Annotated in this window: 22 protein-coding genes and 3 pseudogenes; 13 read left to right on the top strand and 12 right to left on the bottom strand. The window is 69.9% G+C overall.

The features are described 5' to 3' along the window. Positions 1-99: 99 nt before the first annotated feature. From ACQEXA_RS17630 to ACQEXA_RS17620, 3 genes are read left to right on the top strand one after another with little or no spacing between them, the layout of a single operon-like run. Positions 100-1,092, top strand: coding sequence for an AraC family ligand binding domain-containing protein (locus ACQEXA_RS17630; protein ID WP_432933366.1), 993 nt, complete (start codon positions 100-102; stop codon positions 1,090-1,092). After that, positions 993-1,766 carry an AzlC family ABC transporter permease gene (locus ACQEXA_RS17625; protein ID WP_432933368.1) on the top strand — a complete coding sequence of 258 codons (774 nt, stop codon included), beginning with the start codon at positions 993-995 and terminating at the stop codon, positions 1,764-1,766. The genes ACQEXA_RS17630 and ACQEXA_RS17625 overlap by 100 nt, the downstream gene beginning before the upstream one ends. Then, entirely contained in the window at positions 1,763-2,071 is a 309-nt protein-coding gene (locus ACQEXA_RS17620; protein ID WP_359397966.1) for an AzlD domain-containing protein, read from the top strand. The genes ACQEXA_RS17625 and ACQEXA_RS17620 overlap by 4 nt, the downstream gene beginning before the upstream one ends. 148 nt (positions 2,072-2,219) lie before the next feature. Here the strand turns inward: ACQEXA_RS17620 and ACQEXA_RS17615 are convergent, their stop codons facing one another. After that, positions 2,220-3,164, bottom strand: a complete 945-nt coding sequence (locus ACQEXA_RS17615) for a hypothetical protein (protein ID WP_432933370.1) — start codon at positions 3,162-3,164, stop codon at positions 2,220-2,222. 80 nt (positions 3,165-3,244) lie between these two features. On the opposite strand from ACQEXA_RS17615, the gene ACQEXA_RS17610 reads away from it, so the two are divergent. After that, positions 3,245-3,439 (top strand): DUF3046 domain-containing protein, encoded by a 195-nt coding sequence (locus ACQEXA_RS17610; protein WP_432933372.1) that lies wholly within the window; start codon positions 3,245-3,247, stop codon positions 3,437-3,439. 60 nt (positions 3,440-3,499) lie between these two features. After that, complete coding sequence (locus ACQEXA_RS17605) at positions 3,500-4,732, top strand: AI-2E family transporter (protein ID WP_432933374.1); 1,233 nt, start codon at positions 3,500-3,502, stop codon at positions 4,730-4,732. 52 nt (positions 4,733-4,784) lie between these two features. Here ACQEXA_RS17605 and ACQEXA_RS17600 read toward each other — a convergent pair whose 3' ends face one another. Next, positions 4,785-5,618 carry a hypothetical protein gene (locus tag ACQEXA_RS17600; protein ID WP_432933375.1) on the bottom strand — a complete coding sequence of 278 codons (834 nt, stop codon included), beginning with the start codon at positions 5,616-5,618 and terminating at the stop codon, positions 4,785-4,787. A gap of 346 nt (positions 5,619-5,964) precedes the next feature. Between ACQEXA_RS17600 and recA the strand changes: the two genes are divergently transcribed. Both recA and recX read left to right on the top strand, forming a co-directional pair. Continuing rightward, positions 5,965-7,107, top strand: a complete 1,143-nt coding sequence (gene recA, locus ACQEXA_RS17595) for a recombinase RecA (RefSeq protein WP_432933377.1) — start codon at positions 5,965-5,967, stop codon at positions 7,105-7,107. Positions 7,108-7,110: 3 nt separating this feature from the next. After that, positions 7,111-7,890: a recombination regulator RecX gene (recX, locus tag ACQEXA_RS17590; RefSeq protein WP_432933379.1), complete on the top strand. Its 780-nt coding sequence runs from the start codon at positions 7,111-7,113 to the stop codon at positions 7,888-7,890. 85 nt (positions 7,891-7,975) lie between these two features. Here recX and ACQEXA_RS17585 read toward each other — a convergent pair whose 3' ends face one another. The 5 genes from ACQEXA_RS17585 to ACQEXA_RS17565 all read right to left on the bottom strand — a co-directional run bounded on the left by ACQEXA_RS17585 (position 7,976) and on the right by ACQEXA_RS17565 (position 11,264). Continuing rightward, complete coding sequence (locus ACQEXA_RS17585; protein ID WP_432933381.1) at positions 7,976-8,377, bottom strand: rhodanese-like domain-containing protein; 402 nt, start codon at positions 8,375-8,377, stop codon at positions 7,976-7,978. Then, positions 8,374-8,907, bottom strand: coding sequence for a cysteine dioxygenase (locus tag ACQEXA_RS17580; RefSeq protein ID WP_432933383.1), 534 nt, complete (start codon positions 8,905-8,907; stop codon positions 8,374-8,376). The genes ACQEXA_RS17585 and ACQEXA_RS17580 overlap by 4 nt, the downstream gene beginning before the upstream one ends. A 75-nt stretch (positions 8,908-8,982) precedes the next feature. Next, positions 8,983-9,054: a putative leader peptide gene (locus ACQEXA_RS17575; protein WP_318658241.1), complete on the bottom strand. Its 72-nt coding sequence runs from the start codon at positions 9,052-9,054 to the stop codon at positions 8,983-8,985. 126 nt (positions 9,055-9,180) lie between these two features. After that, the gene (locus ACQEXA_RS17570) at positions 9,181-10,857 is read right to left on the bottom strand and encodes an FAD-dependent monooxygenase (RefSeq protein ID WP_432933384.1); all 1,677 of its coding nucleotides are present in this window, start codon (positions 10,855-10,857) and stop codon (positions 9,181-9,183) included. Positions 10,858-11,006: 149 nt separating this feature from the next. Further along, complete coding sequence (locus ACQEXA_RS17565) at positions 11,007-11,264, bottom strand: LuxR C-terminal-related transcriptional regulator (RefSeq protein ID WP_432933386.1); 258 nt, start codon at positions 11,262-11,264, stop codon at positions 11,007-11,009. Positions 11,265-11,303: 39 nt separating this feature from the next. On the opposite strand from ACQEXA_RS17565, the pseudogene ACQEXA_RS17560 reads away from it, so the two are divergent. Next, positions 11,304-12,278 (top strand): annotated as a pseudogene (locus ACQEXA_RS17560) (ISAzo13 family transposase); the annotation flags it as partial. Between the two features lie 610 nt (positions 12,279-12,888). Then, a complete protein-coding gene (locus ACQEXA_RS17555) occupies positions 12,889-13,440 on the top strand; it encodes a hypothetical protein (protein WP_432933388.1) in 552 nt (183 codons plus the stop codon). Here the strand turns inward: ACQEXA_RS17555 and ACQEXA_RS17550 are convergent. Beyond that, positions 13,331-14,680, bottom strand: coding sequence for an ISL3 family transposase (locus ACQEXA_RS17550; protein ID WP_433130510.1), 1,350 nt, complete (start codon positions 14,678-14,680; stop codon positions 13,331-13,333). The two genes, ACQEXA_RS17555 and ACQEXA_RS17550, sit on opposite strands and share 110 nt — an antisense overlap. A gap of 104 nt (positions 14,681-14,784) precedes the next feature. Here ACQEXA_RS17550 and ACQEXA_RS17545 point away from each other — a divergent pair, with 104 nt between their 5' ends. Continuing rightward, positions 14,785-15,834 (top strand): reverse transcriptase domain-containing protein, encoded by a 1,050-nt coding sequence (locus ACQEXA_RS17545; RefSeq protein WP_433130538.1) that lies wholly within the window; start codon positions 14,785-14,787, stop codon positions 15,832-15,834. 708 nt (positions 15,835-16,542) lie between these two features. Continuing rightward, the gene (locus tag ACQEXA_RS17540) at positions 16,543-17,121 is read left to right on the top strand and encodes a reverse transcriptase domain-containing protein (protein WP_432926038.1); all 579 of its coding nucleotides are present in this window, start codon (positions 16,543-16,545) and stop codon (positions 17,119-17,121) included. Between the two features lie 9 nt (positions 17,122-17,130). Here ACQEXA_RS17540 and ACQEXA_RS17535 read toward each other — a convergent pair whose 3' ends face one another. The 4 genes and pseudogenes from ACQEXA_RS17535 to ACQEXA_RS17520 form a co-directional block, all read right to left on the bottom strand. Beyond that, positions 17,131-19,350, bottom strand: coding sequence for a recombinase family protein (locus tag ACQEXA_RS17535; RefSeq protein WP_432920226.1), 2,220 nt, complete (start codon positions 19,348-19,350; stop codon positions 17,131-17,133). Continuing rightward, positions 19,343-19,507 (bottom strand): hypothetical protein, encoded by a 165-nt coding sequence (locus ACQEXA_RS17530; protein ID WP_359412609.1) that lies wholly within the window; start codon positions 19,505-19,507, stop codon positions 19,343-19,345. The genes ACQEXA_RS17535 and ACQEXA_RS17530 overlap by 8 nt, the downstream gene beginning before the upstream one ends. 163 nt (positions 19,508-19,670) lie before the next feature. Next, positions 19,671-19,811 (bottom strand): annotated as a pseudogene (locus tag ACQEXA_RS17525) (DUF5372 family protein); the annotation flags it as partial. A gap of 11 nt (positions 19,812-19,822) precedes the next feature. Continuing rightward, the gene (locus tag ACQEXA_RS17520) at positions 19,823-20,200 is read right to left on the bottom strand and encodes a hypothetical protein (protein ID WP_359412606.1); all 378 of its coding nucleotides are present in this window, start codon (positions 20,198-20,200) and stop codon (positions 19,823-19,825) included. Positions 20,201-20,271: 71 nt separating this feature from the next. On the opposite strand from ACQEXA_RS17520, the gene ACQEXA_RS17515 reads away from it, so the two are divergent. Then, entirely contained in the window at positions 20,272-21,126 is an 855-nt protein-coding gene (locus ACQEXA_RS17515) for a group II intron maturase-specific domain-containing protein (protein ID WP_433128467.1), read from the top strand. 121 nt (positions 21,127-21,247) lie between these two features. Next, positions 21,248-21,918: pseudogene (locus ACQEXA_RS17510) on the top strand (ISAzo13-like element transposase-related protein); the annotation flags it as partial. Positions 21,919-21,977: the final 59 nt, after the last annotated feature.

Raw genomic sequence — 21,977 nt, 5'->3', positions numbered from 1 at the left:
TCAATCCTGCACCCGTCCACTGACAATCCCGTCCGGCCTGTGCAACCTCGGGACGAGAGGGCGAGGGGTGTGGTCCGGGACGTGCCGCAGAATGGCTCCATGGCAGGTTCCGGGGAGCGGGCGCGGCACTGGCAGTACGAGGAGTTGCCCGGAGTCGACCTGCTGCGTGCCCGCTACATCCGTAAGACCTTCGTACGGCACACGCACGAGAACTTCGTGATCGCGGCCATCGCGGACGGAGTCGAGATCTTCCACCACGGAGGCGCGGACCAGTACGCGGGCCCCGGCGCCCTGGCCCTGGTCAACCCGGACACCCCGCACACGGGCCGGGCCGGCGCACCCGAGGGCTGGCGGTACGGGGCCGTCTACCCGTCGCCGGATCTGGTGGCCGAGATCGCCGCCGAGACCACGGCCATCCGCGGCACTCCCGGCTTCGCGAGCCCGGTGCTCGAGGACCCGTACACCGTCGGCCTGGTCCACGAGGTGCTCCGGGCCGCCGACGAGGGCAACGCACTCGCCGCCGACACCCTGCTGCGGGTCGCCGTGACCCGGCTGCTGCGGCTCAACGGTGGGCCGCTGCCGCAGCGCGCCGTGCGCACCGCGGGCGCCCGCGCCGCCGCACGCGCGCGTGCCGTGCTCGAGGAGCGGATGGCCGAGCCGCCGACCCTGGAACAGCTCGCGGCCGACCTCGGCACCAGCTCTTTCGCGCTGCTGCGCGCCTTCCGTGACACGTTCGGCATGCCGCCGCACACCTGGCTGACCGACGCCCGGGTCCGCCGGGCCCGGCGCCTCCTGGACGCCGGCGTGGCACCCGCCGAGGCCGCCGTCACCGTGGGCTTCACCGATCAGCCGCACCTCAACCGCCACTTCACCCGTATCGTCGGCGTCCCGCCCGGGGCCTATCAACGCGAGCGAACGGGCGAGGGCCCGCGTCCCCCGGGGCGCAAGAACGTACAAGACGTCCGGGACGGCCTGCCCGTAACGTCCCCGCCGTGGCAGAACAGACCGCACTCGCGGACATACACGGGGAGGACGGCGGAAAACCGGACGTCGCCGTCGTCAGGGACGCCCTCGGCGTCGGGGTCGCCGTAGGGCTGTCCGGCTTCGCCTTCGGAGTGACCTCGGCCGGCAGCGGGCTGACGCTGCTGCAGACGTGCGCGCTCAGTCTCCTGGTGTTCACCGGCGCCTCGCAGTTCGCCCTCGTGGGCGCCCTCGCCGCCGGGGGCAACCCGTTCACGGCGGCCGCGGGCGCCTTCTTCCTGGGTGTGCGCAACGCGTTCTACGGGCTGCGGCTGTCGCAGTTGCTCGCCCTCCCTCGCGCGGTGCGGCCGCTGGCCGCCCAGTGGGTGATCGACGAGACCACCGCGGTCGCGCTCGCCCAGCCGACGCGCCGGAGCATCCGCATCGGCTTCACCGTCACCGGGCTCACCCTCTACGTCCTGTGGAACCTGACCACGCTTCTCGGGGCCGTGGGCGCGCGGGCCATCGGGGACACGGACGCGTGGGGTCTGGACGCCGCCGGACCCGCGGTCTTCCTGGCGCTGCTCGCGCCGATGCTGAGCACCGCCACGGAGCGCGCCGTGGCGGGTGCCGCCGTGGTGCTGGGACTCGGACTGCTGCCGGTGCTGCCCGCAGGCGTACCCGTCCTGGTGGCGGCGCTGGCGGCCCCGGCCGTCCTCTGGGTGCAGGGGCGGCGCCGCGGCCCGGGCGGGCCCGAGGCGGCGACCGCCGACGACGTACCGCACCCACAGGGGGGAGACCGTTGAACGTCTGGATCGCGATCGGTGTGACCGCGGTGGGCTGCTATGCGGTCAAGCTCATCGGTCTTCTTGTGCCCGCGGGATTCCTGGAGCGGCCGCTGGTGCGGCGACTCGCGGCCCTGCTCCCCGTGGCCCTGCTGGCCGCCCTCACGGCGCAGCAGACCTTCGCCGACGGCCGTGACCTCGTCTTGGACGCACGGGCGGCGGGGCTGGCCGCGGCCGCCCTCGCGTTGCTCCTGCGCGCCCCCTTCCTGCTCGTCGTCGCGGCGGCCGTCATCGTGACGGCGGGGGTGCGGGCGATCGCGGGCTGAGCGGCCGGGCGGCCGGCACGCGCGCCATAGCGGCGCTCGCGCGCCCAGGCGGCAGGCGTACGGGGGACAGCGCTCGCGCACATGTCGGCGGCGCGCGTACCGGGACGCGTGGGTCCAGGGGGCGGCGCGCCGCCGGACCCGGAAGCCGTCAGCCGATGAAGCGTCCGTGGGCCCGCAGCGTCCGCAACGCCTCGATCGTCACGACAGGACGCCACTCCAGTGCGCTGCCCGGTGCCCACTGCCGCCAGCGGACCGGCCAGCCGCCGTCCTCCTGCTGGTCGGCCGAGAGGAAGTCCAGGGCGCGTGTCATCTCCTCGTCGGTGAACCACGCGCGCGCGAGGGAGTCAGGCGTGCGCGCGAAGTCGTAGGGAAAGTGGTACTCGCCCGGCGCGTATCTGGGCGCGACCGGGTAGGCCTCCGGACGCTCCGGATCGAGCACCGCGAGCAGCTGTTCGCGCACCAGTCGGCCCAGCCGGTCGGCGGCCGCCTCCGCGCGCGAGCGGTCGGGCGCCGAGTCCAGGAACGCCACCGCCGCCTGGACCTCGTACGGATGCGACTTCTCCAGGGACTCGATCGCGTCCCAGCAGAAGTCGGTCGCCCGGAACAGCCACGCGTGCCACACCTCGTTGCGGTGCAGCAGGCCCACCACGGGACCGGTGGCGAGCAGGTCGCTCGGCGGCGCGTCGACGATGGGCACGAAGGGGGCGGCCGGATAGCCGCGCTGGCCGGGATGGACCGCGGGCAGGGCGCCGTCCGTCGTGGAGACGGCGGTCAGGTACCGGCACACGCGCTCCACCCGCTGCCCGCCGCAGCGCCCGATGGAGTCCAGCACACGCAGCGCGTGCGCGGTGTGCAGGGGCTGGCTGACGGGGCCGCGCAGATCGGGTTCGAGGGCGTGACCGTACCCCTCGTCCTCATTGCGGTACGCGGTCAGGGCGGTCTCCACCGGGTCGGCGGCGCCGCCGAGGAAGTGGTAGGCGAAGCGGCGCTGCTCCAGTACGCGCGCGGTGAGCCAGACGAAGTGCTCGGCGCGGGACAGCTGGGTGCGCGCCGGGGGCGTCGGGGGGAGTGGGGATACTCCGGTTTCGGCCATGGCTCAGACCGTAGGGCGGAAAGCGGTCTCGGCAAGGGGTCACGACCCGGGCCCACTCTCAGGGGCGGGATACTCGAGTCATGCGGTTGACGGTCTTCTGGCGACGGATGGCGGATCACTTCGGTGAGGCGTACGCCGACACCTTCGCACGCGATCATGTGATGTCGGAGCTCGGCGGGCGCACCGTGCACGAGGCGCTGGACGCCGGCTGGGAGGCCAAGGACGTGTGGCGAGCCGTGTGCACGGCCATGAGCGTTCCGCACGAGAAGCGCTGAAGGGACACGAAGATCCGCCGCAAGTCCCCGTTTGCCGGCGCGGTGGGCGAGACTGGCTCCGTGGCCCCGACAGACGAGACCGCCCAGGTACCCCATCAGGAATCGCCGCTCGGCACGACATCGCCCGCCCGGCCCCCGGCCGGCGACGCCGCCGTGCCGGGCGCACGTATGCCCCGCTGGCTGCCGCGCGCCATGGTGCTGGCCCTCGCCCTGGTCGCCGTGTTCCAGCTCGGCAGCTGGGCGTTCCACCAGCTCACCGGCCTGTTGATCAACATACTCATCGCGTTCTTCCTGGCACTCGCCATAGAGCCCGCGGTGAGCTGGATGGCCTCCCGCCGAATGCGCCGGGGACTGGCCACCTTCCTGGTGTTCCTGGGCCTGGCGATCGCGGTGGCCGGATTCGTCACGCTGCTCGGCTCGATGCTCGCCGGCCAGATCGTCAAGATGGTCGAGGGCTTTCCGGGCTACCTCGACTCCGTCATCAACTGGATCAACTCGACGTTCCACTCCCACCTCAGACGCGTGGACGTGCAGGACAGCCTGGTCCACTCCGACTGGCTCAAGAAGTACGTCCAGAACAGCGCCACCGGCGTCCTGGATGTCTCGGCACAGGTCCTGGGTGGCCTCTTCCAGCTGCTGACGGTCACGCTGTTCTCGTTCTACTTCGCGGCCGACGGGCCCAGGCTGCGGCGCGCACTGTGCTCGGTGCTGCCGCCCGCCCGGCAGGCCGAGGTGCTGCGCGCCTGGGAGATCGCCGTCGACAAGACGGGCGGCTACCTCTACTCGCGCGGTCTGATGGCGCTGATCTCGGGCATCGCGCACTACATCCTGCTGGAGGCGCTGGGCATCCCGTACGCGCCCGTGCTCGCCGTCTGGGTCGGTCTGGTCTCGCAGTTCATCCCCACCATCGGCACCTACCTCGCGGGCGCCCTGCCGATGCTGATCGCCTTCACCGTGGACCCCTGGTACGCACTGTGGGTGTTGATCTTCGTCGTGGTCTACCAGCAGTTCGAGAACTACATGCTCCAGCCCAAGCTGACCGCGCGGTCCGTGGACATCCACCCGGCGGTCGCCTTCGGGTCCGTCATCGCCGGCACCGCGCTCCTCGGCGCCGTCGGAGCCCTGATCTCCATCCCGGCGGTCGCCACGCTCCAGGCCTTCCTCGGGGCGTATGTGAAGCGGTACGACGTCACGGACGATCCCCGTGTCCAGGGGCACCGGACGCGGGGATCGGGATCGGGCAGTCTCTCCGCGCGAGTGCGGCGGCTGCTGGGCGGACAGGCGCCCTCCTGAGGCTCCTGCGCGGCGTGGACTCACCGGGCGAGCGTCACCCGGCCCCGGGGGCTCACCAGGTGAGTGCCGCCCAGACCGCCGCGCCGAGCACGGCGGCCGCGTAGCCGCCGACCGCCGCGCGCACGATGCGCTGTTTCGTGGCATCGCGCCACGCCGTGCGGGACAGCGACCAGGCCAGGGCGGGGAGCACCAGCACGGCGTGCAGGCTCACCGCGTGCAGCGGCTTGAGCGGCGCGGTGGAGTGGTAGGCCGCCTGCTGGTGCCCGGTGCGGGAGAGCACGACCTCGCGGGTGATCATCACGGCTCCCGAGAGCAGCGCGACGATCATGATCGCGAACCCGGAGCGCACCGCGGGCGCCATGCCCACGGGGCCGTCCGGCCGGTGCCGGAAGGCGGTGGCCGCGAACGCCGACAGCACCACGACCAGGACGCCGCCGCCGACCGCGAGGGTCATCGCGACCACCGTGTCGAAGGGTGTCTCGGTGTTGAGGTGCGACGGCACGTGGCGCCATGCCTGGAGGGTGATCCCGGCTACCTCCACGACGCAGTCGGCGGCGAACACGACGAGCAGAACGGTGCGGAGCCGCGCTACGACGGTCAGATACGACGTCACCCAGGTGACCGCGGCGAGTGTCAGACCGAAGGAGAGCCCGAAGGTGATGGGCTTGCGCCAGGAGACGGGGCCGTCCCACGGGCCGCCGTCGACGGCGAACACCAGCAGGTGGGCCAGACCGGACAGGACGAGGACTGCGCCCGTCGTGTAGCAAATACGTTCGGGCGTGCGGCGGGGGCGCCCCGGGGTGCGGGACCGGCTTCCGGTGGCGGCGGTGCCGGTCTGCCGGGCCGCACCGACGGCGGCGGGGGCGGGGATTCCTTGGCGGTCCATGGGAATCAGCCTGGAGGCGGGGGGTGACGGGGTCGTCGTACGGCCGGAGTCACCTCTCGTACGCCCGCTGAAGTAGGGCTCGGGCGGGGCGTCCGAGCGGCCGTGAACCGGCGCCGCCGGTACGCGAACGCGGGCCCGCGGTGCGGGGTGGTGCGCTTGACACAAAAATCGAACATCCATTCTCATGGAGGCGCCGGTGAGCCTCTGGATGGGGATTTCGACTCGGTTTTCCGGGAGAAGTGCCCAAGTTGTCCACAGGCAGGACGGGCGTCGGGGCGCATTGTCAGTGGCAGGCGTTAGCGTCTTTGACGTGAAGCGATCGACTCAAGCAAACCGGGTGGAACCCATGGCAGCTACCGACCGCGAGAAGGCTCTCGACGCCGCGCTCGCACAGATTGAACGGCAATTCGGCAAGGGCGCCGTCATGCGCATGGGCGAGCGGTCGAGGGAGCCCATCGAGGTCATCCCGACCGGGTCGACCGCGCTCGACGTGGCTCTTGGCGTCGGCGGCCTGCCGCGCGGCCGAGTGGTGGAGATCTACGGACCGGAGTCCTCCGGTAAGACGACCCTGACCCTGCACGCGGTGGCCAACGCGCAGAAGGCCGGCGGCCAGGTCGCCTTCGTGGACGCCGAGCACGCCCTCGACCCCGAGTACGCGCGCAAGCTGGGCGTCGACATCGACAACCTGATCCTCTCCCAGCCGGACAACGGCGAACAGGCGCTGGAGATCGTGGACATGCTCGTCCGCTCCGGCGCGCTCGACCTCATCGTCATCGACTCCGTCGCCGCGCTCGTCCCGCGCGCGGAGATCGAGGGCGAGATGGGCGACAGCCACGTGGGTCTGCAGGCCCGCCTGATGAGCCAGGCCCTCCGGAAGATCACCAGCGCGCTCAACCAGTCGAAGACCACGGCGATCTTCATCAACCAGCTGCGCGAGAAGATCGGCGTGATGTTCGGCTCCCCGGAGACCACGACCGGTGGCCGCGCGCTGAAGTTCTACGCGTCGGTGCGTATCGACATCCGCCGTATCGAGACCCTGAAGGACGGCACGGAGGCGGTCGGCAACCGCACGCGCTGCAAGGTCGTGAAGAACAAGGTCGCCCCGCCCTTCAAGCAGGCCGAGTTCGACATCCTCTACGGACAGGGCATCAGCCGTGAGGGCGGCCTGATCGACATGGGTGTCGAGCACGGCTTCGTCCGCAAGGCCGGCGCCTGGTACACGTACGAGGGCGACCAGCTCGGCCAGGGCAAGGAGAACGCGCGCAACTTCCTGAAGGACAACCCCGACCTGGCCAACGAGATCGAGAAGAAGATCAAGGAGAAGCTGGGCGTCGGTGTGCGTCCCGAGGAGCCCGCAGCCGAGCCGGGCGCGGACGCCGCGAGTGCCGCACCCGCACCCGCACCCGCGGCCGGGGACGCCGCCAAGTCGGTGCCCGCCCCTGCGGCCAAGGCGGCCAAGACGGCCAAGGCCCCGGCGGCCAAGAGCTAGCCCGTGACACGACGAACCGACTGGGCCGAGGACGCCCCGCCCGTCGCCCCGCAGGGCAGGGGGAACCGGGACGGCGGAGGGTCGATCGGGAGCGGTGACACGGCCTACGGCGAGCTGCGCGATGACGCGGATGCGTTCGGCGAGGGCGCTGCGCGCGGTGACGGCCGTGCGCGCGAGGGACGCGGGCGAGGGCGGCGGCGCGGTTTCGGGGAACTGGCCGGCGACCCACAGGACGGAGGTCCCTCCTTCTCGTCGAGGGCCGAGGAGGGGGAGCCCCCGGGGGACCCGGCTGAGCGGGCGCGGGCTATCTGTCTGCGCCTGCTCACCGGGGCCCCGCGCACGAGGAAGCAGCTTGCGGACGCCTTGCGCAAGCGGGAGGTCCCCGAGGACGTGGCGGACGAGGTCCTGTCCCGGTTCGAGGACGTCGGCCTGATCGACGACAGTGCCTTCGCGGACGCCTGGGTGGAGTCCCGGCATCACGGCCGGGGTCTGGCCCGCCGGGCGCTCGCGCAGGAGCTGCGGACGAAGGGCGTGGACTCCGCGCTGATCGACGAAGCGGTGGGCCGGCTCGACAGCGAGCAGGAGGAGGCCACCGCCCGGGAACTCGTCGCCCGCAAGCTGCGCGGGACCCGTGGCCTCGACCGTGACAAGCGCCTGCGCCGCCTCGCGGGCATGCTCGCCCGCAAGGGTTACTCCGAAGGCATGGCGCTGCGTGTGGTCCGCCAGGCGCTGGAGGACGAGGGGGAGGACACGCAGGGGCTGGAGGACGACGCCGGGCTCTGAACCCGAGCGGCCGCGGCCGTGACTCCCCCTGGCCCCGGGGGAATTCGGCAGGTGCGGCCGGAAGCGCCGCGGGTGGGGGCGCGGTCTACGCCGTGACCGGCAGCCCCGCCGCCTTCCAGGCCTGGAAGCCGCCCACCAGATCCGTGGCGCGGTGCAGGCCCAGTTGGCGCAGGGACGCGGCGGCCAGGCTCGACGCGTAGCCCTCGTTGCAGACCACGACCACCCGCAGGTCATGGCTCGTGGCCTCGGAGGCGCGGTGACTGCCCTGCGGATCGAGACGCCACTCCAGTTCGTTGCGCTCGACGACGAGGGCGCCCGGGATCAGCCCGTCCCGGTCGCGCAGAGCGGCGTACCGGATGTCCACGAGCAGGACCTCACCGGTCCGCGCGGCCTCGTACGCATCGGCCGCCACCACGCGGTCGAGGCTCTCGCGGACCCGTTCCAGCAAGTCGTCGATGGCCACGGGAGCTTCGGGTACGGAAGTCACTGCCAGTCCTCCGGGCGTTCGACCTGCTCCAGACGCAAGATCTGACCCGTGCGACTGTAGCGGCGGATCTGCGGCAGGGGCGGGTAATAGGCGTGGACAGAGATCGCGTGGTGCCCCGTGGACTCGTTGAGTACCTCGTGCACATGGTGCTGCCCGAAGGCGCGCCCCGTTCCGGCAGGCAGCCGCCGCTCCCGGTCCACCCCCTCGGTGAGCTCCAGGGTCTTCCAGCCGTCGCAGGGCAGCCGGGCCGCGAGAGAGTTCTCCGTGAGTTCGCCCGAAGCGGTGACGAAGGCGCCGACCGAGTCGGCGTGGTCGTGCCATCCGGTGCCGGTTCCCGGGGGCCAGCCGATCAGCCAGGCCTCGCTGCCGCCGGGGCCCTGGAGGCGTACCCAGGTGCGCCCTTCGGGGTCCAGGGGGAGCGAGGCGATCAGCTGCGCGTCGGCGGCCGCACGACGGGCGAAGTCGAGCAGGTCGGCCTGGGTGGGGGCAAGAGAAGGGGCGGGAGCGGGGGCGGAGGGGGAGAGAGACAACGGGCACCGTCCTGATGGTTCGCGCGGGGGCGCGCTGCCGTAAGGACATGGCGCGCGCGGGGGAATTCGGCGAGGTCAGAAGGACGGACGACACACGCAGCCCGCATAGCGGACGAGGTCCATATGGACCCTCCGCCACAGGCGCACACAGGTGTCGGTCACGAATCGGAGTAGACCATGGCGTTTCCGACCGGTCAACTGATAGTCACTATGTGGACCCTCAGGTGACAGAGCGTCCGGGACGGCGGCCCGCGACCGGCCCGGTTCCCACCCTCAGCCCGTGCCTGCCGCCGCCTCCGTCTTCGCCGGGCCGCCCAGCGTCGCCTCCGCGGCCTGATACAGCTCCGCCGGGCGCACCCCGCTGAGCGCCGTGACCAAGTGGCCGTCGGGCCGGACCAGAAGGACCGTGTGCGGAGCCGCGCCCGGGTAGCTCTCGGCGACCAGCAGTTCCGCGGTGTGCGGCAGGGCCGTCACCGCCGCTGCCAGCCGGGGCATGATCCCGGCCGACACCCAGTGCTTGCGCTCCCACACGCCGGTGCCCGGCGCGACGAGCACCACCAGCAGAGCCCCGCGCCCCAGCCGGTCCCGCAGCCGAACGAAAGAGCCGTCCTCGGCGGTCACCCGCACATCCACCACCGGCGCCCCGGGCTCGGTACCCACCGGCGTCACCGACTCGGAGGGCGGGGGCGTGAGCGGCGAGTTGCCGTAGGTCCCCGGAGCGCCGAGCACGCCGCGCCCCAGATGGCCGTCCGCGAGCAGTGCGTCGTGGCCGCGGGCGGAGCCGGGCACGTACGTACGCAGCCCCCCGCCGCCGCGCAGCAGTGGCAGTGCCTGGTCGGCGGCGCGCAGGCGGGCCGCGACCGCGGCGCGGCGCTCCGCCTGGTAGCTGTCGAGCAGTGCCTCGTTGGGGCCGTTATGCCAGACGAGCCCGAGCTTCCAGGCGAGGTTGTCGACGTCCCTCAGGCCCTCGTCCAGACCCTGCGTGCCCAGCGCGCCGAGCAGATGCGCGGCATCCCCGGCGAGCAGGACCCGGCCGGCGCGCCAGCGGCGGGCGAGCCGGTGGTGGACGGTGTGAACGCCGGTGTCCAGCAGGTCGTAGGCGGGTGTGGTGCCGCCGTGCCAGCCCGCGAGGGTCTCCCGGACACGGGTCACCAGCAGTTCGGGGGTGACCAGGTCCTTGCCCGGCGGCAGCAGCCAGTCGAGGCGCCACACACTGTCGGGCAGGGGGCGCGCGATGATCTCCCCGCCCGACGGGCCCGATGCGCGCCATGGCGGCGTCCGGTGCAGCAACGCCTCGCCGGGCCAGGGAAGTTCGGTGCGCAGCGCTGCCACGGCATGACGCTCCACGGCGGTGCGGCCCGGGAAGCGGATGTCCATGAGCTTGCGCACCGTCGAGCGCGGCCCGTCGCAGCCGATCAGAAAACTGCCGCGCCACCAGGTGCCGCTCGGCCCGCGCGTGTGCACCGTGACACCGGACGGCTCCTGCTCGATCGAGTCGAGCCGGCTGTCGGCGGTGACCTTGACGAGCCGTTCGCCCGCGAGGGCCGCGCGCAGGGCGCCGGTGAGCACATGCTGGGCGATGTGCAGGGGGGCGGGACCCCCGGCGAAGACGGGCTCGCCGGCCGGGCCCGTCGGGCTCTCCGCGGGGCCGTACCCGCCTGCGCGCTCCCGCTGCACCTCGGCCGGTTCGAACACGATCTCGCGCATCACCTGCTTGCGCCGCATCGATCGCCATCCGGTCCAGCGCAGTCCGTATTCGCTGAGCGGCACCCCGGTCAGCCGTTCCATCAGCGCGGCGGTGTCCTCGCGCAGTACGACGGTGCGAGCGGCCCGCTGTTCGTCCTTGCCCGGGCCCTCGTCGAGGACGACGGACGGCACCTCCTGGCGTGCCAGCGCGAGCGCGAGCGAGAGCCCCACGGGCCCCGCGCCGACGATGATCACCGGGTCCACGGTGTGGCGCCCCCTGCCCGTGGCGGTGTCCCGTGGGACGCCTGTGAACAGGAGATTGGAGCAGGCTGCACGATCACAGAACGTATGCAACCTATTGCCACTGCTTGCGTCAAGCCACGGTGGTTGCGGCGTCGCTGACGGTGCTTCAGTCAGTGACGTCCTCGGGCGGGCGGGGTCGCGATGTCGGTCTGTCCAGCGATGCGGACGGCCTGGATCCGATGGGCGGCGCGCAGTTTGACGCACAGGGTGTGGACGTGGTCCTTGACTGTCTCCCGACCGAGGTGAAGGGCTCGAGCGATGGTCGATGACGCCGATCGCGGACCGGCGGCGCCCCAGTCTTGTCCGAGGGGCAGGCGGCGAAGACCCGATCCGGCAGGTCTCCGCGCGGCCGGGGGCTTGTATTTCAATTAGTGCTTGTTCAGGCGAAGTTGGTGGGACGGTGGACCATGACTGTGCGTCCGCCCGTCACCGCCTTACGGGCCAAGTTCGATCGGATCCTGCCGCATCTCGACGAGCGCCGCCGTCGGCTCTACCTGGCTAGCGAGGCCGCGGCCATCGGCCACGGCGGGATCGCTCTGGTTGCTGCCGCCTCCGGGACCAGTCCCGCCACCATTGCGCGTGGCGTCACCGAGCTGGCCGGGGACCCGGTGCCGACGCGGCGGGTCCGGGCTGCGGGAGCTGGCCGCAAGCCGTTGACCGTCGCCGACCCCGGCCTGCTGGCGGCGCTGGAGTCGTTGATCGAGCCGCACACCCGGGGTGATCCCGTCTCCCCGTTGCGATGGACCACCTTGTCGCTGCGGGCCCTGGCCTCGACTTTGACGTCACAGGGCCATCCGGTCAGTGCCGCAACCGTCGGGCGCCTGCTGCACGGCCTCGGCTATAGCCTGCAGGGCACCGTCAAGACCACCGAGGGTGCCAGCCATCCGGACCGCGACGCCCAGTTCGCCCACCTGAACGCCACGGCCACCGCCTTCCTCGACGACGGACAGCCGGTGATCAGCGTCGACACCAAGGCCAAGGAATGGCTCGGCAACCGAGACCGGCCCGGTCGCACCTGGCGGCCGGGCATGGACCCGATCAAAGTCGACTGCCACACCTTCACTACCAGCGACCAGCCCGTCGCCATCCCGTATGGGATCTACGACATCGCCACCAACACCGGCTGGGTCAACGTCGGGACCGACCACGACACCGCCGAGTTCGCGGTGCAGTCCATACGCCGCTGGTGGCAGCGCCGCGGACGGGGCGACCACCCGGACGCCACCCGGTTGTTGATCACCGCCGACGCCGGCGGCTCGAACGATCCCCGTCGCTGGACGTGGAAGAAACACCTGGCCGCCTTCGCCCTGGAGAGCGGCTTGGAGATCACGGTCTGCCACTTTCCGCCTGGCACGTCGAAATGGAACAAAATCGAAGTGCGCCACGAGGCGCCGGTGCGCCGTGAGGCGCGGTGAATCGAAGGAGGTGCGAGACCTCCTCGCCAGGTTGTCGCAGCAGCCTGGTGGGAGCTGAGCGCAGTCCGATCCGGGAGACGCCGGGGAGGGCGGGAAGCAGCGCTGACAAAGCCGGGACTGCTCGGAACTACCAGACGGGCCGGGTCCGGCGAGCGAGATCAGAGGGCGTACGAGAGGAACCAGTGGTAAAGCTCCGTAAGCGTGGCACCGGCTCAAATCTGGTGGATATGGGCCGGGTTGTAGCGCACAGTTCGCTCGTTGAGCGGGCTGACTCCGTAGCCGACTTGGCGTGTCGGTGGGGAGGCCACGGCGAAAGCCTGCGGCGTAACCGTGGCGATGCTGCCGGGGCAAAGCTGGGCGCCGGACTGACCGATCGATTCACCGTGAACACGGGAACCATCTCGCGTTGTTCCCCGGGCCCGGAATCCATCCGGGTTCTTGGGATAGATACGTCGTCTGTCGAAGGCGCGGGATGGGGCGGAGGCCCCGTAGTAGTCCGAGCGGACGAGAGGTCCGCGCATGGCGAAGGGGGCCAGCAAGTCGGCAATAAGGATGCTGGAATGCCGGGAGGCCGTTGGTGAATACCGACGAACTGGAATACGTCTTACTCAAGGCGGAACGCCGGGTACTGGAAATCCAGACCAAGCTGCACCGTTGGGCCAGTGATGACCCTCATCGCAGGTTCGATGATCTGTACAACCTCGCCGCGGACCCGGACTTCCTGCTGGTGGCCTGGGATCGGGTGCGGAATAACAAGGGCGCGCGCACGGCGGGAGTGGACGGCGAGACCGCCTACTACATCGAGTCCGTGCGGGGGCTGGAGGGGTTCCTTTCGGAACTGCGAGATGATCTCAAAGCCCGCACCTTCCGGCCCCTCCCGGCTCGGCGACGCGCGATTCCCAAGGCTGGCGGCAAGGTCCGCTACTTGGGGGTCGCGACCATCCGAGACCGGGTAGTCCAGGCGTCCGTGAAACTGGTGTTGGAGCCGATTTTCGAGGCGGATTTCCGGGTCTTCGAATTTAGTGGGGGTGCGCCTCCCGGCGGCTCCGGCGTGTGGTTGCACAGCGTGACCGGAGTCGTTGGTTGGCTCGGTTCCGGAAGCCGAAGGCGTTACGCGCTTCGAGTTTGATGAGGCGGTTGTTGCCTTCGGAGGCGGCGTTGGTGATTCCAGTGGTCAGGTAGGTCTCGATGCCGTCCCACCACTGCTCGATGGTCTCGGCGAGGGTGACGAGTTCGGGCAGGTGGGCGTGGTCGGCGACGTGGGCGAGGAAGCGGTGGCGGGCGGCGGAGATCGCGGAGTGGTCGGGGGTGGTGTGGGCGCGGCTGACGGCGAGGTGCAGGAGGTCGCGCAGGAGTTCTTTGGCCTGCCAGGCGGTGTAGATCTGTCGGCCGTAGGTGCCCATGTGGTCCAACTCGACCTTAAAGAGGGTGTGTTGGTCCTCGGTGAGGTCTTCTTTGTTTCGGCGCAGGAGTTTGCGGACGGTGTAGATGCTGTCGCCTTTGCGGGCTCGGCGGCCGTGCTGCTTCCAGGTGAGGCGGCGGCGCAGGTCGGCGAGGTGGCGCTGGGCGAGTTGGACGATGTGGAAGCAGTCGACGACCACGGCCGCATGCGGCAGGGCACGCTGGACGGCGGCACGGAAGGTGGAGCACAGGTCGATGGCGACGTAGCGGACCTGCTCGCGCCAGGAGGCGGGCTGGGCGGTGAGCCAGTCGGCGACCGAGGCCGCGTTACGGCCCTCGACCTGGCCGAACAGCCCTTGTCCGCCGATCGCGTCGACGAAACCGATGTGCCAGGCGTCCGCGACGAGTTCCCACTTCTCCGTGGCCGGGTTCTGCTTCCACACCGGCTTGCCCCGCCGGGTCTCGTCGATCCCTATCGCCGAGGTCGCGGGCGGGGTCTCGGGCAGGACCTGGGCGGCGTAGTCCTCGAAGCATTGCTGCACGATCGGCCAGCTCAGGTGCAGGTCGCGGCCGGCCTGCACGACGGTGCGGCCGCCGTCGCAGACCGCGGCCCCCGCCGCCTGGCGCAGGGCGGTGGTGGTGCGCATCCCCGCGGGCACCGCGCGTATCGCCTCGGTGAACGAGCCGCGTGGGCACGCGGGGTCGGTGCAGTGCCAGCGTGCCTTGCGCCATCGGATGCTCACCGGGCGCCCACCGCTGGGCAGGTGTCTGGGCCGGGTGGTGCGGTAGTCCTTCAGCCGGGTGGCGAAGACCCCGCAGGCGGGGCAGGCCCGGACGGAGTCCTCGTTCGTGACCACGTACACCGTCGAACCGCCCGCCCCATCGTCCTTGACCTGCGTCACACTCACCCCCTCCAGCCCCAGAAGTCGCGTTGCCGCCTCGTTGATCCCGGTATCGTCGATGTTCAAGCCCGTGGGGTTTCATGATCGGTTGCCTAGACAACAACCATGATCACGAAGGCCCGCGGGCTCCTTGCATCTGGGCCACCCGCACCCCAACCACCTCACACAGAGTGACCGGCCAGCCCGCCCGTCACCGCCGCACCCCCATCAAGTTCGAAGACCCGGATTTCCTCCCGTGTTCCTACGGATTCCGTCCGAATCGCCGGGCTCACGACGCAGTGGCCGAGGTGCACCATTTCGCATCCCGCTCGTATGAGTGGATTGTTGAAGGTGACATCAAAGCCTGCTTCGACGAAATCTCGCACACCGCTCTTATGGGCCGGGTGCGGGAACGGGTCGGAGACAAACGTGTCTTGGATCTGGTGAAGGCATTTCTGAAGGCTGGCATCCTCGATGAGGACGGCACGCTGGTGGATACCAACGCTGGGACTCCGCAAGGGTCGATTCTTTCGCCGTTGCTGAGCAATGTGGCTCTCTCGGTCCTGGACGAGCATATCGCCCAAGGGCCGGGCGGCCCCGGAGCCAGCCCGTATGGAAGGGCCAAGCGACGCCGTCAAGGTCTGCCCAACTACCGTCTCGTGCGGTATGCGGACGACTGGTGCCTGCTCGTGTCGGGCACCAAGGCACACGCTGAAGCCCTGCGGGAAGAAATCGCCGGGGTCCTGTCCACGATGGGCTTACGCCTGTCGCCGGAGAAGACCCTGATTACCCATATCGACGAGGGCCTCGTCTTCCTCGGCTGGCGCATCCAGCGCCACCAGAAGCGAGGCACCGGCAAACAGTACGTCTACGTCTATCCAGCCAAGAAGGCCCTGGTGGCCGTCATGGCCAAGGTGAAGACGATATGCCGGCGGAGCACGAACCTGTCGCTCGAAGACCTGCTGCGTCAGCTCAACCGGATGCTGCGGGGCTGGACCGCGTACTTCAAGTACGGGTGCTCGAACGCGACTTTCAGCTATCTGAGGGCCTATCTCTGGAAGGAGATCATCAGATGGCAGGAGCGCAAGCATCGGCGCGTTCCTTGGAAGGTACTACGCCGACGCTACGGCATCTGGCCCGCCGAGGGCGGGAAGGAATTGTTCGATCCGGCAAGAGTGAGCGCAAAGCGCTACTACTACCGGGGAACACGCATCCCGACACTGTGGCCGAGCACAGCATGAAGTGAACACCGACCCACGGGACTTGTGGAGAGCCCGGTGCGCTTAGCGGTGCACGCCGGGTTCGGGAGGCGACCCGGAGAAACGGGCTGGTCGTGAGGCCAGTACCGCGCTCCGGGTCGACCTCACCTGTTACCGGGCAGGGGTGAAAGGTCCCTGCCGCCGGACTGTCGCAGCAGTCCGGTGAAGCTGAGGGCAGCCGATCCGTGGAGACGCGCGGGGAGGTAGGAGCAGCCCTGACAACGACGGAGCGCGTCGGTACTTCCAGACGGCGCGTGTCCGGCAAGCAAGACGAGACGCCGTACGAGAGGAACCAGTGCCTGACGTCCCGTAAGTGTTCCACCGGCTCCAATCTGGAGGATATGGGCTGGGTGCAGCGCACGTCGCCCGTCGGGTGACGACTTCGAAGCCGGTCTTTCGATGCTGGTGAGAAGGCCACGCTGAATGCCTGCGGCGTAGGCGTGGCGATGCTGTCGGGGTAGAGCTGGGCGGCTCGCTCGTCGACCGGAGAGTGGTGAACGTGGGAAGCGTGCTGGAATCGCCCTTCCCGGCTGGCACCCAGTCAGCCGGTGGGCAGGCCCGTCGTCGGCTGACGGCTCCAGTGCGTGGCGGAGGTCCCGTAGTAGTCCGAGCGCACGAGAGGTGCGTGCATGGCGAAGGGGGCCAGCAAGTCTGTGGCCGAAGTGCTGGAAGACCAGGAGGTTTTCGCCGGTGAATACCGACGAACTTGAGGCCGTCACGTATGTGGCGGAGCGACGGGTACTGGAGATCCAGACCAAGCTGCACCGTTGGGCCCGTGATGATCCTCATCGCAGGTTTGATGATCTGTTCAACCTTGTCGCCGATCCCGCGTTCCTGCTGGTCGCGTGGGATCGGGTGCGGGGTAACAAGGGTGCGAAGACCGCCGGGGTGGATGGCCGCACTGCGGCGTCCATCGTGGCGCGGACGGGAGTCGAGGAGTTCCTCGGCGGGCTGCGGGACAGCATCAAGGACCGCAGATTCCGTCCGCTGCCGGTGCGGGAGCGGATGATCCCCAAGCCAGGTGGCAAGTTGCGCCGGCTGGGGATCGCCACGATCGCGGACCGGGTGGTGCAGGCATCCTTGAAGCTGGTGCTGGAGCCGATCTTCGAGACGGAGTTCCTCCCGTGTTCCTACGGGTTCCGTCCGAACCGCCGGGCTCATGACGCGGTGGCCGAGGTGCGTTTCTTCACGTCCAAGTCGTATGAGTGGATCGTGGAGGGCGACATCAAAGCCTGCTTTGACGCATCGTCACACTGCTCCTTGTGCTGATTGTGGGGGTCAGAACAGGCTGTTCTGAGGGGTCGGGGGCTCGATACGCAGGCCTTTTCTGCGTCCGGTGCGGACGTGGACGGCCTTCAGTTCGCCGTGCTTGACACGCTGCAACAGGGTCTGGCGGGAGACGCCGTAGGCGAGGGTGGCCTCGAGCATGGCGAGCCAGCCGTCGGGGGCGTCCTCGACGAATAGGGCACGGAGTTCGTCGGTGAGGCGGATGCGCCAGGGGGCGCCGGGGGTGTCCTGCTCGCCGGCGATGAAGCCGTCGCCCAGCCAGCGATGCAGGGTGGAGGGCGCGAGACCGAGTCGGTCGGCGGCCTGGGCCACGGTGACCAGCTCTCCTTCCTGCGGCTTGTCGCTCTTGGTGTGGCAGGGGATGCCCCAGTGGTGCCGTAGTGATTGGACTCTACTGGCCGTGTATGACAATCCCCGGGCGGTGCGCCGACCTTGGCGGTTGAGGATCCCGGCGATCTGGGCGTCCGGGTAGTGCACCGCCAGGCGGCGGATGAGGTCGACGGTGTCCTCGTCGGTGCGGATCTTCGGCTGCGGTCGGCGGATCGGCACCACCAGTTTGCTGATCGCGCCGCCTTTCCAGCGCATGACTGCCTCGGCGCGCGGGTCGGAGTCGTCGCGGTGGACGGTGAGGGTGACGTCCTCGAGCAGGGTGTGCAGCAGCTGCTTGCGGTCCTTGTCGGTGGTGGTCTCGGCGGTCCAGACCGGGTGGAGGTCGTCGGCGAGGGCGAGCACCGTGGCGCGCTCGGCCGCGGTGAGGGCGGTGGGCTGGCGGCGATCGCGGCGGGCGAGCTCGGCCTCGGCGGCGGCCAGGGCCGTGAGCGTCTTCTCCCAGTCGGCCTCCAGGCCGCGGGCGACCAGGCGGTTGTCCGGGTCGACGGCTCGGTAGCGGCGCTCGGCGCGCAAGGCGTCGTAGCGGGCGCGCTCGACCTCGCGCCGGTATTGGGCAAGCGCCGTGTCGTGGTCGGCTTCGAGTTGGTCGGCAGCCTTGAGGCAGGCTTCCAGGGCGGCGGGGGTGAGCGCGGCCAGGAACGCGGCGGCCACCGCGGCGTCGATGGCCTGCCCGCCGACCTGCAGGTGGCGCGTGCCGCGGCCGTCGACCAGCTGTCCGGATCCGGTGCAGTAGTAGCCGGGGGTGGCCTTGGCAGGGCCCTGGTAGAAGACGGCGAGTTTGCGCCCGCAGATGCCGCAGACGGCCAGGCCCTGCAGCAGCGCGCACCCCTCACGGACCGCGCCGGTGCCGGGCTCGTGACGCCGCGGGCGGGTGTTTGCACTGATTTTCTCCTGGTTGGCCAGGTAGTCCTCCCAGGTGATGAAGCCCTCGTGGTGGTCCTCGATCAGGACCTGCCACTGGTCGCGGGGCAGGACGCGGCGGTGGGTGCGCACGGTGCCGTCGGTGTCGAGGCGGCGTTCGAAGCGGGTGCGGCCGTAGACGTAGGCACCGGCGTAGGCGGGGTGGGTGAGCGTGTTGTGCACCGCGTGGTAGGTCGGCTCGACCCAGACGATCTCGGTGCCGTTGACGTACCCGGTCGGCTGCAGCGGCCACTTCAGGCCCTGCTCGCGCAACCACAGCCACACCCCGCGCGCTGAGCCGCAGGCGGCGAAGTGTTCGAAGACCGCGCGGATCACGCCGACCACGGCCTCGTCGGGATGGAAGAGGATCTCGCCATCGGCTTCGCCCCAGACCAGACCGACGGGAAGGCCGCGTCGCAGTTCCCCGCGGGCGGCCTTGTTGCGCACCCCGCCGTCGAGGCGGGCCCGCAGAATGTGCAGCTCAGCTTCGGCCATGGTCCCCTTCATGCCCAGCACGAGGCGGTCGTCGAACCGGCGCGGGTGGTAGACGCCGTCCGCGTCGGCGACCAGCGTGTCGGTCATCGCCGCGAGGTCGAGCAGCCGGTACCAGTCCGCATTATTGCGGGCCAGCCGGCTCACCTCGAGCGCGAGGATGATCCCGACCTGGCCCAGGCCGACCCGGGCGGCCAGCCCGGCGAACCCGGACCGCCCCAGGGCACTGGCGCCGGAGATGCCCTGGTCCTCATCGACGACGCTGACCTGCGCACGGGACCACCCGAGCGCCACCGCACGCTGGCCCAGATCGTACTGGCGGGCCGTGGACTCCCTGTTGCGTTCCAACTGAAGCAGAGTGGACTGGCGCACGTAGACGATCGCCGCTCTTTGTCGATGGGACGCGGTGACTTTACTGTGCTCACTCATCGTCAGCCTCCGTTCGGCGTGCGGCGGTCATCTTGGCGATGAGATGGGCCAGCTGGGTGACGGCCTCTTGCAGCTGGGGCTGCGGGAGTCGGCCGATCACTTGGTTCTGCGGCGGGGATACCTGCTCGGGGAGCAGACTGAGTTGGACAGGCTGCACGGTCGTCCTCCTTGCACGGTGACTGCCGTGCAGCCTGCTCCCGCCCAGCGATCGCCCGGGCGAGAAGCGAGGAAACCAGCCCGTGCGCCTCCAACAGCTTGACCGACGAGGCAAGTTGCCTGATGCGATCGTCTCCGGCGCCGGTGGCTTCTTCCCTGTCCTGAGGGAAGTCAGTCCAGGCGGCCGGGATGAGCGACTTGCTCCCGTCCGGCAGGACCAGCAGCAGCTCCAGCCGTCCCCGGCAGTGCATCTGGCCGAGTACCTGAAGGCTGCGGCCCTTGAGCGGGTGGTGGTCCCTGACCACCTGCACGGACCTCACCGCGCACCACCGTCTCGCAAGGGCAGAGCGACCTCCGCACAGCCGCCGGCGCGCAGCACGGCGCGGGCCACCAGTACCACGGTGGGTGCGTCCACGCTGGTCAACACGGTGCCCAGGTCAACGGGGACGCCCTCGACCAGGCTCGCGCACAGCCGCAGCACCTGGCCCTCGCCGGTGGAGCAGGCCAGCCGCCCGCGCTTCAGACAGGCTGCCACCCGCGACCAGTCGACGAACGCCATCGGCGTCCCGTCCGCAGCAGGGACGATCTCGACGAAGTCCGCGATGAAGTCGTCGCGGCGCAGCCACCGTTCCTGGCCAATCAGCAACTCGACGGCCGCCACCGCGCAGTACAACCCCGCGGCCCCAGCGCGCAACGCGGCCGCGAGGTCCTCGATGCGGGTAGTGAGTCCGGGCTTCGTTCGACGAGATCTCGCACTCCGCTCTGATGGATCGGGTGCGTAAGCGCGTCGGAGACAAACGCGTTCTGGCCTTGGTGAAGGCGTTCTTGAAGTCGGGCATCCTCGGCGAGGACCGTGTGCTTCGGGAGACCACCGCCGGGACCCCGCAGGGTTCGATTCTCTCGCCGTTGATGAGCAACGTGGCTCTGTCGGTCCTGGACGAGTACATCGCCCAGTCGCCGGGAGGCCCGGGGTCTACGCCCTGGGCGCGGGCCAAGCGGCGTCGTCAAGGTCACCCCAACTACCGGCTGTCCAGGTACGCGGATGACTGGTGCCTGATGGTCCACGGCACCAAGGACGACGCCGAAGCTCTGCGCGAAGAGATCGCGGAGGTGTTGTCCACGATGGGTTTGCGCCTGTCCGTGGAGAAGACCCTGATCACCCATATCGACGAGGGACTGGATTTCCTCGGGTGGCACATCCAGCGCCACCGCAAACGGGGGTCCAGCCGCTGCTACGTCTACACCTATCCCTCGCGCAAGGCCCTCAAGGCCGCGATGGACAAGGTCAAGGCGATCCGCCGCGGAACGGCCACCGGCCTGCCACTGGACGAACTGCTCATCCAGATCAACAAGATGCTGTTCGGCTGGTGCATGTACTTCCGCCCCGGAGTGTCCAGCGCGACCTTCCAGTACCTGAGCTCGTACACGTGGGGCCAGGTCATGAAGTGGCTGCGCCGCAAGCACCACCGGATCAACCGGAGGGACCTCCGCCGCCGCTACTGCGGCGGGGGGTGGTGGCCAGCAGGGGAGGAACGGACGCTGTTCGATCCCGGCAAGGTACGCACCACGCGTTACCGATACCGAGGATCAGCCATCCCTTCTCCCTGGCCATCCGGATGAGGGCAATCACCAACAACCTGACGGGACTTGTGGAGCGCCCGGTGCCGTGAGAGCGGCACGCCGGGTGCGGGAAGCGGCCCAGAGAAACGGCTCGATCGAAAGACGAGACCGCGCTCTGGGCCGACTTCACCACCGAATGTTCTGCCACATCACCGCGAACTGGCGCGGCCGACCACTGACCAGCTACCAGGTCGTCATCGAAACCATCGCCGCGACGACCACACGCACCGGGCTGACCATCGACGCCGAGCTGGACACCGGCAGCTACCGCCTGGGCACTACGGTGACCGCCGCCGAGTTCCAGGCCCTGCCAATCACGCCCGACGCGTTCCACGGCGACTGGAACTACACCCTGGCGCCAGTCCCGCCCCGAACGCCACAGACGCCGGCGACCGCCCGGCGGATCGACCCCGACCTGACCACGATGCTCAGCAATCCGGCCCTGACCGGCATGCCGCGGTCCGACTTCGAACGCCTGGTGGCAGTCTCCGAGCCGTACTGGGACGCCCTGGCCGAAGCGGCCTTCCAGCGACGCTTCCACCGTCCGCGCAGTTACCTCCACCCGCAGACCAGCAGCCTGGACCACTACCACCGCCTCCTGGCAGCGCTCTTACGCCGACGCAGGGCGATCACCAGCACCCTCCTGGCCCAGCTGCTGGGCGTTACCCGCACCAACCTCTCCAACCAGTTCCAAGACGGGCACCGGCTCCTGGACCTGCATCGCATCGCCGTTACACCGCTGCCTGGGTCGCCCGCCCGGACCCTCGAACAGCTTCGAGTTCGCTTGCCTGACGAGGACCATCCGGAAGATCAACCCTGACAGTTATTCAGAAACAAGCCTCGGCCCTGTC

This window comes from Streptomyces sp. CA-106110 (assembly GCF_050936285.1).
Taxonomy (GTDB): Bacteria; Actinomycetota; Actinomycetes; order Streptomycetales; family Streptomycetaceae; genus Streptomyces.
Note: the sequence above shows the minus strand (reverse complement) of the source record. Positions and strands in the feature narration are given on the sequence as shown.